Genomic DNA, 17,126 nt, shown 5'->3' on the forward strand with positions numbered 1-17,126 from the left:
TTGTAAAGCATGACACTTTCGGTGTTTGTCAGCCTACACCGAGCTACACTATTGTAAGCTTTCCAGAATACACATTCATCGCGCTATAAAACTCATACTCGCCTGGCGGATAAGCAGAAAAGTTCACCGATACTTGTTTATTAAGTTTGAGTCTTATCGATAATCCTAGCTCCGGAAAAAGTAGGTATTCAGAGCATAAATTTGAATCCGTTCTCAGAAAAACAATTTGATTAGCTTTACGAGCTTTCAATTTAACCCTTGCGGGTTGATAGTGTAAGTCTTTTACCTCGACTAAGATGCTGTCGTGTCGATGTCGCTTTTTAATGTACTCGCGAAAACTTAGTATTAGTAGTAAACATATTAAAAACAATGCGCCGCTAATCCATGGCATTTTAGAATCCTTTTATACAGTTCGCTGAACAGCTACTTTTTGATTATAAAGAAACGCTCGTTCGAGCGATATTTAAGTTAGCTGGTACGTCTTGATTAATCAGGAGAGCGAATGAAAAAATAGGGCAGCAATTGCTACCCTTTATTGGTTTGAGCAATGTTTAATTATTTATCGAACTCCACCATATCATGTTGGTATATTTCTCCTGTGACCACACTAGCGGTTGCAAAGTGTTCATCCTGCTTTTCTCCGAGCCTCACTTTTCCCACAAACTCACGAGAATAGCCAGTTTCACCCTCATTTATAACAAGCTTATCCATTACCGTTCTGTAAACGTTAAATACATCGCCTGTTTCGAGGCTTTCTGTGTTTGCAACGCAAATAAGAAGAGTGTTGTCACCTTTAACACTAACAACTTGGCCGCTCATTACATAATCATGGTATAAACTGTTGGCACAACCGCTTAGAAGCGCAGTTGCGATTAATATCAGTGTCGCTAATTTAAGTGTTTTATTCATTTCAAATTCCCTTAATACGTTTATCCTTAGCTCAAAACGCAACTACCTTGCTATTAAGCGGCGCAAACCAGCATGCATATTAGTTGCTTGATATCTATTTGTGTTCATGCACCTTTTTGGATTTTTCTACGGTATGCGCCATCATTTGCTCCATCATTTTTTCCATCATCTGAAGGCGCTTTTCCATCATGGACATTTTCATTTCAGCAGACATTTCCTTGCCATGCATCATGCTTGAATCACCTTTAGAGTGATGCATCATGCCCATCATGTCTTGCATGCTTTTAGCATGCTCATTGAGCATTTGTTCTCGTTTCGCTGGGTCGTTTTCTTGTTTTATTTTCTCTAAGGCACTGTTCATTTTTGTAATGTGTTCATTCATCTTTTCTATCGATGCATCATCCATCATATTCATCGGCATATGCGATTTATCGCTGTGTTGATGCGCACTGGTGATACTTAATGGGGAAAACATCAAAAGTGAGGAAAAAGCGATTATAAGTAGGTTTTTCATATTCAATTTCCTTGTTGTTGAGTTAATGATTTCTGTCTTTCGATGCAAACAAAATCTGCTTATTGCATCAAATTTTGAAATGTAACTGTAATTCAAAATAAACGTTGTTTCACGGCAGAAGCATTACAATTTAATTACCTTTTGGTAATCAAACTTTGTGTAGTAATTAACTTGCAGGAGGGTTAAGCGGACTAGCATGAAAATGCGAAAGGTGGAAAAAAATTTGGCAATAAGATAAACGCTGCCGCCCCATTAATAACAAGAAGTCGACAGCGCGGTGTTTTTAATTAGACCAATGAATATGCGTGATTTTCCAATCATCATTCAACTTTTCTAAACCTATGGTTTCGTTCCCAATATGGTTTACTTCTTTTCCTTTGTATTGCCCTTTCACCAAGCTTCTCGACAAAGATATTGCATATGTGCCGTTTTCTTTTACATGATGCTCTATAAGCTCAATTTGCATTTGTGACAAATACTTCATATCAGAGAGCATATGATGACTTGCATACTCTTGGGCGCTTCGCTCCACACCCTTTCCTTCAAAAATTAAAACATCATCTGCCAAAAGGCTTGCAGCTAAGTCGCCATTCCCTGTTTCTAAAGCTTTATGAAATTTAAGCACTAACGTCGCTGCATCAGAATCTGTTCCGCTAAAGTACTGTGATTCTTCGTTGTGTTTCTCATCTCCATGAGCACTAACTACTGCACTAAATGACAATAGAAATGCAAAAACAGTCAAGGGTCTTAAAGCAGTCATTTTCATAAACATTTTCCTTTTCTTATTTTGGCGAAAACGCCGATTATTTATGTTAAAGGTTCGGGCTCAGCGCAGTAGTTAACAGCGCTGTAAGAGACAAAATGAAAAGCCCAATAATGAACTCAAATTTGATTGATTTGAGTAATTTAAAGCGCACATTTTGATCCTTAGGTAGCCTAGGTACCCAAAAAAGCTTATGCCCAGCTGCTAACGTGAGCATTAGAGCAACTGCAAAAAGTTTGGATAAAAAGGCAAGTCCATATTCAGTGAATATAAGGGTCGATGGGGAAGACAGTAGCTGTATCAACATTACTACACCAACTGTGACTAAGATAAACACCAACACTATGGCAATGTTACCGTAACGTTTCATGACGAAAGCTAATTCGGAGTGATTGAGTAATCTACAAGCAGTAATCAGTGGGTATAACGAGCCTACCCATGTCAAACCAATGAGGGAATGGATAAAAATTTGAATTTCGCCCAACGTGACAAACTGACTAGCATGTCCGGTCAGGGAAAAAGTAAACGCTAGCGGCAATGAAAACATTGCGGTGCTTGTTAGCAGTAGCTTGAATGACACTAAACTCTGGTCACGTTTGAGTTTTTGTAATAGAAACCACGTAAGCAACGCGAACAAAACAAAGATAGCGCTACGAATTGCGGCAATAGTTCCTACCTGTGAGTGCCACATCATCTCCACCATGAAAGGAGAAAACATACCCGCTAATCCTTTCTCCGCCATATAGCCAGTCTGAAGAAAAAAACCAGCGACACTAGCAAAAAAGCCAACAACTGAAAGGCGAAAAGAATAGTTTAAGGTAACCAGTTGCCAGCTTTTATGAGCCTTGAATGCTACGCGCTGCTTGCTGCCTTTTAAAAGTAACAAAGTAGCGCTAGAGCCCATAACACCCATCATACCTAAATAGACTAGGAATTTGCCTAACACTAAAAATGCGGTCCACCATTCTGGCAACATATCGATTTACCTATTTAACTCTTAATAACTAATGAGTCATACCTGAATGATCCATCGAAGTATTTTTCATGTCTTTGTGCTTCATTCCTTTCATTTTTTTGCTCACATGCACCATAAATGAAAGCTGTCCCTTCATTTTATGACCGTCATCTCCCATAATGGTCCATGAGACTACGTAAGTATCCACAGCAAGCAAAGGTAAGCTGAAACTATAGTTTTTGTTTGCGTCCATCGAAGGTTCAAAGCCAACATCCACAAGCTCACCTTTTTTACTTTTAACCTTTAAGTCAACAAGACGCACATCATCTGCAAAATTGAGATCCAGGTTGTCTGGACTTTCCATCAACATAGCATTGTCTTTCGGCATTGATGAGGCCAACGATGTATGAGCATATGCTTGTATGCTTAAGCTCAGACTTAAAACGAAAAGTGCGATGATTATTGATTTCATATTATTTCCTTAATAGATAGTTTGTTTAAATAATGTAGTTGTTCTTGTTTGTTGTCGTAAAAAGTGAATCGTTGGTGATAGGCCGAATGTCACGGACGCATAGTCGCGGGCGAAAAAGTTCGCCACGCTACTACATGTCAATAGTCCTCTTATGAAATGTCGTTCCTTGCTTGAAGCTAGCATCAGAAAGTATCCAGCAAGTGTTGAATTTGCCTTCTCTTCCACAGAAAATAAATTGCGGGTAAAACCAACAAGGTCAGTAGTAAAGCGCTAACCATGCCACCAACCATCGGAGCAGCAATACGACTCATGACTTCAGACCCAGTGCCTGAGCCGTAAAGTACGGGTAATAAGCCAAATATTATGGTCGCTGTGGTCATCATAACCGGTCGGACACGTAATCCAGAGCCATGAATAACCGCTTCAGTTAACATGTTTATGGTGGGTTTGACGCCCTCAGATTTACATTTTTCGATTAAGGCTTGATACTCCTGATTTAAGTAAACAAGCATAATTACGCCAATTTCTACGGCAACACCTGCAAGTGCAATGAAGCCGACGCCGACGGCAACTGAAAAGTTAAAACCCTCTATGTACATCAGCCAGATACTTCCCACCATAGACAGTGGTAAAGTCCCCATAATGATCGCTACTTCGATGAAGTTGCGAAAATTGAGATACAGTAGAATAACGATGATAGCTATGGTCAAAGGAACCACATAGGTTAATTTCTCTTTAGCCCGCAACATATACTCATATTGTCCAGACCAGTTCACCGAATAACCTGCCGGTAAGACTAATTGCTCGCTCACTGCTTTTTGGGCTGAAACCACATAGGAACCAATATCTACACCATCGATATCCACATACACCCAGCCATTAAGCCGTGCATTTTCACTTTTAATACCTGGAGGACCATCTTCAATATACGCATCCGCCACATCGGCCAAAGCAATTCGTTTACCCTGTGGTGTAACGATAGGTAATAAAGATAAGGACTCAGGCGATGAACGATAAGACTGAGGATAACGAACATTTACAGGGTAACGCTCTAAACCTTCAACACTCTGAGTCACATTCATCCCGCCGATAGCACTTGAGACAACTTGTTGGACGTCAGCGATGTTTAGACCATATCGTGCTGCCTTTTCGCGCTGAATATCTACTTTGACATAACGTCCTCCTGCGACACGCTCAGAATAAACAGAGGCAGTGCCGTTAACATCGGAAAGTATGGTTTCAATTTGCTGTCCGATTTTCTGAATTTCCTTGAGATCAGGGCCACCAATTTTAATACCAACGGGCGTCTTTATACCTGTTGCCAACATGTCAATTCTAGTCTTAATTGGCATTACCCAAGCATTCGTTAGGCCCGGCAATTTGACCACTGAGTCAAACTCCTTTATTAAATCATCAGTTGTTAAGCCTTCTCGCCACTCCTCTTTAGGTTTTAATTGAATGAAGGTTTCTATCATCGTTAAAGGAGCCGGATCGGTTGCGGTATCAGCGCGACCTACTTTCCCAAACACGGTTTCGACTTCTGGGACCGTTTTGATCAGCTTATTGGTTTGTTGCAACAACTCTCGGGCTTTGCCAATCGATATACCCGCATAGGTTGTTGGCATGTACATCAAATCCCCCTCATCCAAAGGTGGGATAAACTCGCTGCCAATCTTGTTCACAGGCCACAAACCTATCGCTAGTACTAAAGCCGCAGCTAACATCGTTACCTTAGGGAAACGCAGAACAGTTCTAAGCGTCGGCATGTACAAAAAAGTTAAGAAACGATTGACTGGATTTTTGCTTTCAGCAAGTATTTTACCGCGCACAAAATATCCCATAAGAACGGGCACAAGCGTAATTGCAAGAGCTGCTGAGGCTGCCATTGCATAGGTTTTGGTAAAAGCAAGCGGTGAAAACATGCGCCCCTCTTGTGCCTCAAGCGTAAACACAGGCACAAAACTGACTGTTATAATTAGAAGACTGAAAAACAATGCAGGGCCCACCTCAGATGCTGAATCCACAACTATTTGCCATCTATTCTCTTTGGTTAAGGGGGTGCGCTCCATGTGTTTATGCATATTCTCAATCATCACAATCGCCCCGTCGCTCATCGCACCAATAGCAATAGCAATTCCACCCAATGACATGATGTTGGCATTAATACCTTGCATGTACATCACGATAATTGCTGTGATAATCCCTACTGGAATACTAATGATCGCAACAAGTGACGAACGTACATGAAACAAGAATGCAATACACACCAGTGCAACGACGATAAACTCTTCCACTAATTTCGATGCAAGGTTGTCTACCGCTCTTTCTATTAGTGCAGAGCGATCGTAAACCGTGACAATTTCGACCCCATCGGGTAAGCCTTTTTTAAGGTCTTCAAGTTTTGCTTTGACGCCGTCAATCGTTTTTTGCGCATTTTCACCAAAGCGCATAACAACGACACCGCCAACGGTTTCCCCTTCACCGTTTAACTCAGCTACCCCCCTTCGCATCTGTGGACCAAGACGAACATCAGCAATGTCTTTTACCAAAAGCGGCGTTCCATTTTCGTTTACACCCAAAGGAATGAGCTCAATATCCCTTTTACTCTCTATGTAACCTGTGGCACGGACCATGTATTCAGCTTCAGCCATTTCGATGACCGATGCGCCTACTTCCTGATTGCCGCGCTTAATCGCCGTTTGAATGTGAGAAAGCGGAATGCCATATGCTCGCAACTTCTCCGGATCGACCTGCACTTGATATTGCTTTACCATGCCTCCAATAGCTGAAACTTCAGAAACGCCTGGCACCGTTTGAAGCTCATACTTAAGGAACCAATCCTGTAAGCTTCGTAGTTGGCTGATATCGTTTTGTCCCGTTTTATCAACAAGTGCATAGAGATAAACCCAACCCACGCCGGTAGCATCTGGCCCCAATTGTGGTCTTGCGTTTTCGGGTAGATTAGGAGCAACTTGCGATAAATATTCAAGCACTCGACTACGCGCCCAGTACAAGTCGGTGTCGTCATCAAAGATGATGTAGACATAAGAATCGCCAAAAAACGAATATCCTCTCACTGTTTGTGCCCCGGGCACTGACAGCATTGCGGTAGTCAAAGGATAGGTAACTTGATCTTCTACCACTTGAGGCGCTTGTCCTGGATAACTAGTTTTTATAATTACCTGTACGTCCGACAAATCGGGTAATGCATCAACCGGCGTGTTTTTAATGGCAAACAACCCACCACCCACGAGAATAAGCGTAGCCAGTAGAACAAAAAATCGGTTATTGACCGACCATCTAATTATGGCAGCTATCATTGATGAGCTCCTTGATGGTCTGAATGATTAGAATGATCCATGTCTTGGGTATCGTTCATGTCTGTCATCGAGCCCATGATGTGGACAGTTGCCACTTCAAAACTTCCAGAGTCGGTTTTGACAATTTCCATGTGCAGTGACATACCGGCTTTCAATTCTTCAATAGCAACGCTATCGGCAACATCGAAATCCATTGTCATACTCGGCCATTCCCACTCATCAATAGGACCGTGATCAACGTTGATTTTTCTGCTCTCCATCATCACGTTATTTATGGTTGCCTCTGTCCAAACCGACATAATAGGCTCTTCCATACTGTGCATTGCGTCATGACCTGAATCAGTGCTCTCCTCAGAGCTATCCATGTCATTCATCGAATCCATGATATGAACGGTGGTTACTTCGAAACTTCCAGAGTCAGTTTTAGTGATTTCCATATGAAGTGACATGCCGGCTTTCAACTCATTAATGTCGACGCTTTCGGCAACGGTGAAATCCATTGTCATGCTCGGCCATTCCCACTCTTCAATAGCGCCATGATCAACATTTATCATTCTATGATCTGTCATCACACTGTTTACGGTCGCCTCGGTATATACCGACTGCGCAGTCGCTTCAGGCTCCTCCATCCTTTTGAAATCAGAACTAATGCTGCTTTCTGAATCGAGTAAGAATTGTGCTGACGTAACGATTTTGTCGTTGAGTCTCAAGCCTGATAAGATCTCTGTATATTCATCAACTACCTGTCCTACTTCTACTGACACCGACTTAAACTTACCGTCTCCAAGTGCTAAAACCACTCTATCTTGGCTACCAGTTCTAATTACCGCCTCAGAGGGCACGAGTAAATTCTCACCTGTTAAATCGGAATGGATCGTTACCTGAGCGAACATGTTAGGTTTTAGTGCATAATCATCATTGGTAAATCTCAGTCTGACTTTAAGCGTCCTAGTCGTTTCATCTAGGGTTGGATAGATATAATCAACCTCTCCTGTCCACTTTTTACCTGGGAGATATTCTAAAGTCATAGTCACAGGCAAACCCTCTTGAATTTGAGCAGACTGTCGCTCAAACACCTCAGCATCGACCCAAACTTTATCCAAGGCACCAATTGATAAAATTGTCAGTCCTGGCTTTACGTAAAACCCTTGACGCACATTCAAGTTATCAACAAAGCCAGTTTGGGGTGCATAGAAGGTTATTGTTTGCTGAACTTTACCAGTTGAGATAAGCGATTGAATCTCAGATTCTGGCATTTGCAGCGCTTTTAACCTTGTTTTTGAAGCCTCTATCAGCTCCTTATTTGAGCGTTTTAAGGCAATAAGATATTCTTCTTGAGCATTTACAAGTTCGGGAGAATAAAGCGCGTATAGTGGCTCGCCCTTTTTGACATATTCGCCCGCTGCTTTTACGTATAGCTCATCTATCCAACCCTCTACCCTTGGGTGAATATGAACGAGTGTGTCCTCATTATATTGGATATAACCTACTGTTTTTATAGGTACGTGCAAAGACCGCTTTTCCACTTTAGCAGTACGCACACCTAGATTGTTCACTACAGTTGGCGAAATCTTCACCGTACCTGGGCTATCGCCAGCGCCTTGTTCATCTTCGTAAACAGGTACTAAATCCATGCCCATAGGGGACTTCCCAGGCTCATCTCTTCTATAGTTTGGATCCATTGGCGCAACCCAATACAAAGGCTGCTTTTCTCCAGCATCCGCCGCACTATCATGTGAGTCATTTGAGCTTGGTAATATTGAGTAGGTAAGAGCTGTCATTACAGCGCCTGCTATCACGCCTATAGCGATTGCGTTAACAGTTTTCATTGGTTTGCTCCAAATTCAGATACAGCTTTAAGACTCTGCTCAGAAAAAAAGTAATTTAGTTGAATGTTTGTTTTAAGTAGTTCGACTTCGATTTCTAATGCGTCAATACGAGCATTTAGATCAGCAATCCTAGCTCTCACAACTTCAGCAAAATCACCGTCATCATTGGTATAAGCTGTTAACGAGGCTTCGGCTTGTTCGCTTGATTGCTGGAGAATATTCGTGCGATATAAGGTCTGTCTCTCCAACAGCCGTTCTCTTGCTGCAAAAATGGATTGCATTTGAGCAAGCATGCCTCTAAGCACTAATCGTTTTTCAGTTTTAATTGCTTCTGATTCGTTAACGGCGGCGCTTACTTCTTTATCTTGTTTATTTTCTGTAAACAAAGGGAGGTCAAAGCTAACGCCGATTGAAAGAAAATCTGCTCGGCTTCTGTCCATTTGGTCATCTGCTCGATATGCATAACTGGCATTTACTCCCCATTGCGGCTTGTATTGTTGTTTCGCTAGTTTAATGCCAGTCTGACTAGACTTTATTCGGCTTTCAACAGCTCTTATTAGAGGATGCGAGATGAGTATATTTGCCAACATTTGTTGATTATTAGCTTTTAATATCTTGTAGTAGGCGTTCTCTATTCCTTCAATTTCTGGCAACGTTTTTGGTAGTTCAAGAGAGGCAACATTTACCGAGTTATTGAACGCGCCTGAATCGCCGCCGGTCAACCATTCTAAAAGTTCGGCCGAGGCTCTTTCTTTTTGAGAAGATAGCTTTGTGAGTCTGTCTTCAAGTCGCGCTAGTTCCAACTGCGCTCGGATAATATCTTGTTGCCTGACTTTACCGACGGCAGAGGAGTAATTCGCTTCTGCAATTTCACTGAGTTGTTCAAACAAAGATCTGTCTTTCTCAATTAGCGAAATGCTTTGCTGCGCTAGATAAACGTCTAACCACTTCATAGAAACGGCAACTTGTGTTTTGGCTATTCTGTCCAATCGCATAAATGGATGCTGCGTTGCCAATTCTTCGAGTTGCTTGCGTCTAATACTCAAGCTTTCTCCACGAGGAAACATCTGTGAAATGCCAGCTTTAACTTGAGTCATAGGCTCTTGGTCGAATGCGAAACCATCAGTAGGGACGTTTGCCAACCCTAATGACACAACTGGATCAGGCAAAGTATCTGCGGCGATACTTGAAGAAATAGTTGCGTTTTCCCGATATTGGCTACCTTCCAACCACGGGTCCTTTTGAATAGCTTGGGCAACAGCCTGCTGCAAAGTAAGGGGGGTCTTTTGTTCTGCTGATATTTGACTACTTGTTGTAACAAGCAAAATTAGGCATGCAAGGCCTTTAAAAGCACTCATCAGAATTGCTCCTCATACGAATTCACCTCTGCAAAAACCTCTGCTGTACCGTCATCTTTGAGCAATAACACTTGATATGGTCTGAATTGATCGCCGTTCTCCATTCCTGGACTGCCAACAGGCATACCCGGCACCGAGAGGCCGATTGTGCCTTGCGGAACATTATCTAAGTATTTAACAATAAATTTGACGGGTATATGACCTTCGAAAACATACCCTTCAGTTGACACCGATGTATGGCAGGAGCGGTACATTGGCTCGATTCCGAGATCTTGTTTTTTAGTAGTGAGAAAAACAATATCATCTACATCGGTTTGGATGCCTTGAGATTCAGCATGATCAATCCATCCCTGACAACATCCACACGACTCGCGTTTAAAAACGTCCAACTTTAAACTTGGCTCAATATCTTGGGAATTGGTCTTGTTTTGTTCAGTAGTAACTGATTCATTTGTGCATGCAACGACGATAGTCACTGAAATAAGCAGCACTAATTTAGTAAAAAGCAATTTTATTGGCTTCATTTGATTTCTCTTTCTAACAATTTAAATGTCGGCCACAGCCTTCATTGGGCGGCGTTCGATATTGGAATTTTGACGAGCTTCGCCAAATTTTTGGAGTTAGGCTAAAGAGCGTTTTGGGGGACGTTGCAAGCGACCAAGGACAGCATCATCTGCATCCGTGATAAAAGTGTTGGGCTTAAGGGATTTGAAGTCGATTGGAGTTAAAATGTCAAAATTCACGAGCATCGCGATGGACACAATGCCTAGTGGACAAGCACACCCGTCGCCACAGCAATCCGCGTCCATCTGACTCGTCTCATGGCTATTTTGTGATGAATTATGGTCGTTATCCATAAGGTGTTGCTCATGCATATCGTTTTGCATGTCGCAGCCAGGGCTGGACATCGCAAACGAATCTGCAACTTGAGTGCTTAAAAATATTATAAGCAAAACAGTTTTAATGCATTTACTGACCACACCGACCCTTAATGAATAATCTAATACGACTTTACTATTCTTGAAATACCTTTGATAAGGTATTCTAAATATAGTTCCAGTTGAAGAGTATAGTTAAGCAACATGGCAGTGCGATTACCTGCTCATTACAATGTAGTAATCTAGTCAGAGCAATCGTTGGTTATTTTTATGCATTGGAATATATTGCTTGTGAGTGAGGTACGTTTTGTTGGCCCGAGTTGCAACATCCAATCTCGAACACCCACTTGTTAAACATTTAGCAACACTAAGTACCGAAATCGCATTAAACATGACGTGAGTGAACTATGAAAATTTTGGTAGTCGAGGATGAAAAGAAAATCGGTGACTATATAAAGCAAGGACTAACAGAGTCTGGATTTGTCATTGAACTCGTGCGCAATGGTTTAGACGGTCATCATAAAGCGATGACAGGCGAGTTTAATCTAATAATATTAGACGTCATGCTCCCAGATATTAATGGTTGGCGGATTTTAGAGTCATTACGTCAATCTGGCAATCAAACGCCGGTATTGTTTTTGACAGCGAGAGATAGTGTAAATGACAGAGTAAAGGGTCTAGAGCTGGGCGCTGACGATTATCTAGTCAAGCCTTTTGCTTTTGCAGAATTGTTGGCTAGAGTCAGAACCCTTTTTCGAAGAGGAAATACAGTAGCTGCCAACCTGCTACAAGTCGCAGACTTACAAATGGACATCCCGTCTCGTGTTGTAAAACGCGCTGGCCAATCCATTAACTTGACAACAAAAGAGTTTTCGCTTTTAGAACTCATGGTCAGAAGACAAGGAGAGGTGCTTCCTCGCTCCTTGATTGCGTCTCAAGTATGGGATATTAATTTCGACAGCGATACAAACGTCATCGATGTAGCGATACGCCGCTTAAGAGCTAAAATTGATGATGCATTTTCCCCTAAATTGATTCAAACGGTTCGTGGTATGGGATACAAGTTAACAACTGATGAAGAGCAAAATTAAAAGGCAAAAGCCGTATTCAATTTCCTTTCGAACAATGGTATTTGTGGGAATAGCTATCTTTGTGTGTTTGGGCGTTATGGGCACACTCGTAGTCACCTCCATCGAAGATCATTTTCAAGAACAAGATGCCGATGAGCTTGATGAGGTGTTTCATGCCATTAAGTTAAAGCTCGAAAAGTCACATAATCAGTCAGTACAACCCAGTAAGCTTTTATTTCAGGCGGTTTCAGGACATCATGGTGTGTACTATTATGTTGAGGATGCCGAAGGAGATACAATATTTTCAAGCGAAGGAGCCGACTTTTCTTTCTTTCCTAAAACAGCCAAAACATACACATCAATTAATCCCGCAGACATGCTGTTATTTAGCGATGAAAACCATATGCATAGAGCCATTAAATTAGGTTTTAATACGCATGATACTAGCTATACCATCATCGTTGCTTCAAACATGGAATTTCATATGACATTTATGAACAGCCTTTTGAAATCGATTATTGGCATCATTATTTGTTCGGGCATTATTACAGTCTTAGCTGCGCGTTTTGCGATTTACAGAAGCCTATCACCATTAAGAAAGCTTACGCGAAAAATTGAAACCATCACCGCCGATAATCTTGATATACGACTAAACCCAGATGTGGTACCGGAAGAATTAATCACTCTAGTAAGTTCTTTCAATACCATGATTGAGCGGCTTGAGGATGGATTTGAAAAACTATCCCACTTCTCAGCCGATATCGCGCATGAATTACGAACCCCAATAACTAGCTTAACTACCCAAACCCAAGTGATGTTGGGACAAGCTCGGTCAAATGACGAATATGCTGAAATACTTTATTCGAATTTAGAAGAATATGAGCGTATGACGAAAATGGTAAGTGATATGCTGCTATTAGCTAAAACCGAGCACGGTCTTATCAAGCCATCAATTGAACCTTTAGATATTCAACAGGAAATATCAAGCCTACTCGATTACTTTAATTTACTCGCTGACGAAAAGCATATAAACATCCAAGTCACCGCATCCGCCCTTACTATTCAATGCGATAAAACCATGTTCCGACAGGCAATAGGAAATCTGATTTCAAATGCGATTAGACACGCTCCTAGTAATAGTACGGTAGAGATCAAAACGGAGTCCAAAGGAAAAAAGCAGAAAATAATGGTGTTAAATAACGGGGAGAAAATTGAGCCTCAGCATATTCCCAAATTGTTCAATCGTTTCTATCGAGTTGACCCATCTCGACAAAGAGATGGGCAAGGTACAGGCCTTGGATTGACTATTGCTAAATCTGTGATGAAAATCAATGGAGCCGATATGTACGTCGAATCAGATGAAAGTAAGACGGTTTTTATTATCGAGTTTAGCGATACTTAAAAATAAGATGATGACGACGGGTAATCATGTTTGGAAAATTGCTAATTTATCGGGCTATTTATTGAGGTCGCAATATGAATTAAATTAAGACTTATGAACATGTTAATTAGAGCATGTTCAAATATTAATAAAATAAATGAAAATTATTTTGAACATGCTGCATTACATGAGCCCGATTTGTCGTTAGATTATTTATTGGTCTGACTAACGGGAAAACCTATTTTAATTATCGTGTATTCTTACAACCGTGTTACCCATTTCGCCAAATCAATAAAGGAGCTTTACCTAATAAAGTCAAGATACTGCTGCTCTGACAAAACTTTTACTCCTTTGTCTTTTGCTGCGTTAATTTTAGTTTCGCCAACTTTATCGCCTGTCACAAGATAAGTTGTCTTTGAAGTTACCGATTTTCCAACTTTTGCGCCTAGGACTTTAGCCTTCTTTTCCATATCTGATCGGGAACCTTCAATCATAGTGCCTGTAAAAACGATTATTGCTCCAGATATCGGTGATGACAATTTTTCAGTATTTTCTATAGCTGTTGGTCTTAATGCAAAGCCTAAATCATAAACCTTAAAAAATTCTTCCCTTATATTTTCTAAACCCTCTTTAATAGCCTCAGCGCTAATTTCAGCGAATCCATCAATTTGGATCATGTCAGAAACTGTGAGTTCAAATAAACTAACTAATGAATGATGTTCTAGAAGTTTTTCGCAATTCCCTGAACCTAACCGGCTAACCCCAAACGCAGATAGGAATCGCCAGTCTTCAATCTCAATACTTCTGCTCGCTTGGAGTTGATTAAATAAATTTATCGCCGTCTTCTCACCAAAGCCAATCCTTAAGAAATCGTCAACTTCTAAGCCATATATTTCATGGATATATTTAACTCCAAAGCTGGTCAGCTTTTCAATCGTCTTAGACCCAAACCCATCATTATTACCAAGAGTTTTGAAAAAATGAACTAAGGTGTTTTCAGTTTGCGCGGGGCAGTCTATTTTATTAGGACAAATTAAATTATCTGATTCCCACAACAAATGAGATCCGCAACTGGGGCATGAATCAGGAATATCAGGTGCAACCTTCGTTAAGACCTCTTCAATTTTGGGAATTACTAAACCACTTCTCACCAACCTAATTATAGCGCCAGCTCCAACGCCATTTGTTTTGACCATGTTGTAATGGTGAACTGTCACTCTGCTTATAGTGACTCCACTTAATTTCGTTGGCACAAGTTCGGCTACAGGTGCTATCCTTCCAGTTCTTGATGTTTGTGGTATAACCCTAACTACTTCGACATTTGCAGATTCTTCATTTACTTTAAATGCTATTTGCCACCTATGGTTACGTCTTGTCGCGCCCATATACTTTTTAATAGTCTCATTTGTAGTCTCTAAAATTACACCATCCACATCAAAGTCTACCGAACTCCAAATACCCTCAACGATTGATTCAAACTCATCCATCAACACCGAAATTTTGACTGTATTATTTTTAAGAAGAGCGAAGGGATAAAATACACATGCGCCATCTTTTATAGCCTTCTGGATTCTGTTATCAACCTTCTTTTCAGCTATAATAGCGGCTTGGATATTTCTAGAATTTTCAAAATAACTACTGAGTACCTCAGTGAAATAACTTTTTTTAATGACTATTTCACCGGGCCCCAAACCACGCTCTCCGGAGTTGGCTACCTTCAATCCGCGTTTAAATGCTCTTGTTACATCTTGTCCTCTATAACCATCCCCTCTGGTATATAGAGTATCACCGTCATCAAAGGCTGCATAACCATCGAGTTTAGGTGTCACCCTAATATCAATCTCTTCTTCAGGTACATTCGTCTCTTGAGCTGCTTTTTGTATTCTCTTTACCCACTTCTCGATATCTTGAAGTGAATATGCTTTTTCCGTTGACAACATTCTTTCTGGAAGTTCGACTGTTTTAGACTCAATTAAAGGCTCTGGCTCAACAGTGTTAAGGTATGGATGAAGATGATTTTGATCTCGCAATAATGAAATGTATATATCATATTGCTTATCTGACAGAATCGGACTACCCGCCCGATAAAGGGCGTTGGATGCTTTTAGAATAAATACTAACTCTTCAGTATTTAAGTCTGACCGAGAGAACAACGATACTAATTTTTCTGGCTTAAATTCTTCACCTATGTCATTCAATATTTCCAATTGTTCTTTGGTAAAGTCAATATTCAGCATATCAAAGCCCTCCATTTAAACGAACAACTAAGGTGGTATTGTTATACCCTAATGATGGCTGATAAATATCCGTTTGGAAAAACGATGTAAGGGTATCGTTGAGATCTTTTGTGAAGACATTAATTAAATAATGTAACTTGAGTATTTGAACAAATCTATTTGAAACAATTTTGTCCATGGTGACACCCATTGCGCCAGTGCGCCCAACTTGAAATTCTACATCTAAAAGCTTAGTGATTTCTTCTTGAGCAGGAAACTTCTGTGCAATCGCCCAGCGTGGTGCTCGCGCAACAAAGCCTAATGTTTGTTGAACACTAATATCGTCTACTTTAAACACTACGCCATCAATATCGTAAGGTAAGTCGTCACGAAGGGTTAGTATGCGCTGGTAGTAGTCTAAGCAGCCTTTGCCGCCATCAGCCGTATCGATATCTGGGCATAAAGGAATGCCCCAATCACCTAATTGTGCCAAACGCGCACTATGGCGGCTTGGTAATTCAAAATCATCAGGGGTAACTACGCCAAGAGAATAAGCGTAAAACATTAACGGGCGTTTCGCGGTCACTTTTGAATCAAGCTGCCTAAGGCTTCCCGCCGCTGCGTTACGCGGGTTGGCAAAAACTTTGCCGTCATTAGCGCGCTGAAAATCATTAAGCGCTTCAAAGCCTTTTTTAGGCATGAAAACTTCGCCGCGAACTTCCAGTCGAGATGGGTAGTCTTCGCCGCGTAATTTAAGCGGTACGTTGGCAATAGTACGTACATTGGTGGTGATGTTCTCGCCTACTTGGCCATCCCCCCTCGTGGCAGCGCGCACCATTTCGCCGTTTTCATACAAAATACTTACCGCTAAGCCATCTAGTTTTGGCTCACAGCTGAAGGCCAGTTCTTTATTATCTTTCAGGCGGTCATAAATACGTTTTTCAAACGCCAGTAACGACACATCATCAAACGCGTTATCTAAAGATAACATTGGCACTTCATGAGTAACTTGTTCGAAGGCAGAAAGTGCAGAGCCCCCTACTTTTTGACTTGGCGAACTCACACTCTGCAATTCAGGATATTGCTTCTCAATACTAATGAGCTCTTGCATATCTCTATCGTATTGCGCATCGGGCACGGTTGGGGCATCGAGCACATAATATTGATAGTTGTATTCGTTTATTTGCCCTCGAAGTGATTCGGCGCGGGCTTTTGCTTGTTCTAACGTGTCTGACATGATGATACTTGCATGTAATTTTAAAGAAAATGGCTGTTATGTTTGGTTCGTTGCACTGTTTTTGTTTTGCATTGACTTGTTTTGTGTTGAGTTACTTACACAGAGGCTGCGCCTTTACATAATGTAAATGGGTGAAGCTAAACAACGAAAAACCACTGCCCTAATGGTAGCATGACCAAATAAAAAAGGGCCGCTAAAAAGTCAGGCCCTATTTGCAAATTATA

Annotated in this window: 13 protein-coding genes and 1 pseudogene; 2 read left to right on the top strand and 12 right to left on the bottom strand. The window is 41.1% G+C overall.

Going from position 1 to position 17,126, the window contains the following annotated elements; translation table 11 throughout:
* Positions 1-43 precede the first annotated feature (43 nt).
* The 10 genes from Q4561_RS19805 to Q4561_RS03220 all read right to left on the bottom strand — a co-directional run bounded on the left by Q4561_RS19805 (position 44) and on the right by Q4561_RS03220 (position 10,644).
* Positions 44-391 (bottom strand): cupredoxin domain-containing protein, encoded by a 348-nt coding sequence (locus Q4561_RS19805; RefSeq protein WP_052009990.1) that lies wholly within the window; start codon positions 389-391, stop codon positions 44-46.
* 164 nt (positions 392-555) lie between these two features.
* Complete coding sequence (locus tag Q4561_RS03180) at positions 556-909, bottom strand: hypothetical protein (RefSeq protein ID WP_303457539.1); 354 nt, start codon at positions 907-909, stop codon at positions 556-558.
* A gap of 94 nt (positions 910-1,003) precedes the next feature.
* Positions 1,004-1,423 (bottom strand): hypothetical protein, encoded by a 420-nt coding sequence (locus tag Q4561_RS03185; protein ID WP_303457541.1) that lies wholly within the window; start codon positions 1,421-1,423, stop codon positions 1,004-1,006.
* Between the two features lie 283 nt (positions 1,424-1,706).
* Entirely contained in the window at positions 1,707-2,189 is a 483-nt protein-coding gene (locus tag Q4561_RS03190; protein ID WP_032094229.1) for a nuclear transport factor 2 family protein, read from the bottom strand.
* Between the two features lie 46 nt (positions 2,190-2,235).
* Positions 2,236-3,162, bottom strand: a complete 927-nt coding sequence (locus Q4561_RS03195; protein WP_303457543.1) for a copper resistance D family protein — start codon at positions 3,160-3,162, stop codon at positions 2,236-2,238.
* 28 nt (positions 3,163-3,190) lie between these two features.
* On the bottom strand, positions 3,191-3,613 hold the full coding sequence (locus Q4561_RS03200; RefSeq protein WP_032094231.1) for a copper resistance CopC family protein: 423 nt from the start codon (positions 3,611-3,613) through the stop codon (positions 3,191-3,193).
* A gap of 182 nt (positions 3,614-3,795) precedes the next feature.
* A complete protein-coding gene (locus tag Q4561_RS03205; protein ID WP_303457545.1) occupies positions 3,796-6,933 on the bottom strand; it encodes an efflux RND transporter permease subunit in 3,138 nt (1,045 codons plus the stop codon).
* A complete protein-coding gene (locus tag Q4561_RS03210) occupies positions 6,930-8,762 on the bottom strand; it encodes an efflux RND transporter periplasmic adaptor subunit (RefSeq protein WP_303457546.1) in 1,833 nt (610 codons plus the stop codon). Before Q4561_RS03210 ends, Q4561_RS03205 begins: the two co-directional genes overlap by 4 nt.
* The gene (locus Q4561_RS03215) at positions 8,759-10,120 is read right to left on the bottom strand and encodes a TolC family protein (RefSeq protein WP_303457547.1); all 1,362 of its coding nucleotides are present in this window, start codon (positions 10,118-10,120) and stop codon (positions 8,759-8,761) included. Before Q4561_RS03215 ends, Q4561_RS03210 begins: the two co-directional genes overlap by 4 nt.
* Positions 10,120-10,644, bottom strand: coding sequence for a DUF411 domain-containing protein (locus Q4561_RS03220; RefSeq protein ID WP_303457548.1), 525 nt, complete (start codon positions 10,642-10,644; stop codon positions 10,120-10,122). Before Q4561_RS03220 ends, Q4561_RS03215 begins: the two co-directional genes overlap by 1 nt.
* Before the next feature lie 761 nt (positions 10,645-11,405).
* Here Q4561_RS03220 and Q4561_RS03225 point away from each other — a divergent pair.
* Both Q4561_RS03225 and Q4561_RS03230 read left to right on the top strand, forming a co-directional pair.
* Positions 11,406-12,089, top strand: coding sequence for a heavy metal response regulator transcription factor (locus Q4561_RS03225; protein ID WP_013783912.1), 684 nt, complete (start codon positions 11,406-11,408; stop codon positions 12,087-12,089).
* On the top strand, positions 12,073-13,470 hold the full coding sequence (locus Q4561_RS03230) for a heavy metal sensor histidine kinase (RefSeq protein ID WP_032094236.1): 1,398 nt from the start codon (positions 12,073-12,075) through the stop codon (positions 13,468-13,470). The genes Q4561_RS03225 and Q4561_RS03230 overlap by 17 nt, the downstream gene beginning before the upstream one ends.
* Before the next feature lie 281 nt (positions 13,471-13,751).
* Here the strand turns inward: Q4561_RS03230 and Q4561_RS03235 are convergent, their stop codons facing one another.
* Together Q4561_RS03235 and ligA are read right to left on the bottom strand one after the other, a co-directional pair.
* Complete coding sequence (locus Q4561_RS03235) at positions 13,752-15,686, bottom strand: BRCT domain-containing protein (RefSeq protein WP_303457551.1); 1,935 nt, start codon at positions 15,684-15,686, stop codon at positions 13,752-13,754.
* 187 nt (positions 15,687-15,873) lie between these two features.
* Positions 15,874-16,902: pseudogene (ligA, locus tag Q4561_RS03240) on the bottom strand (NAD-dependent DNA ligase LigA); the annotation flags it as partial.
* Between the last annotated feature and the right edge of the window lie 224 nt (positions 16,903-17,126).

It is taken from the genome of Alteromonas sp. 1_MG-2023, from assembly GCF_030547075.1.
In the GTDB taxonomy this organism is placed as follows: Bacteria; Pseudomonadota; Gammaproteobacteria; order Enterobacterales; family Alteromonadaceae; genus Alteromonas.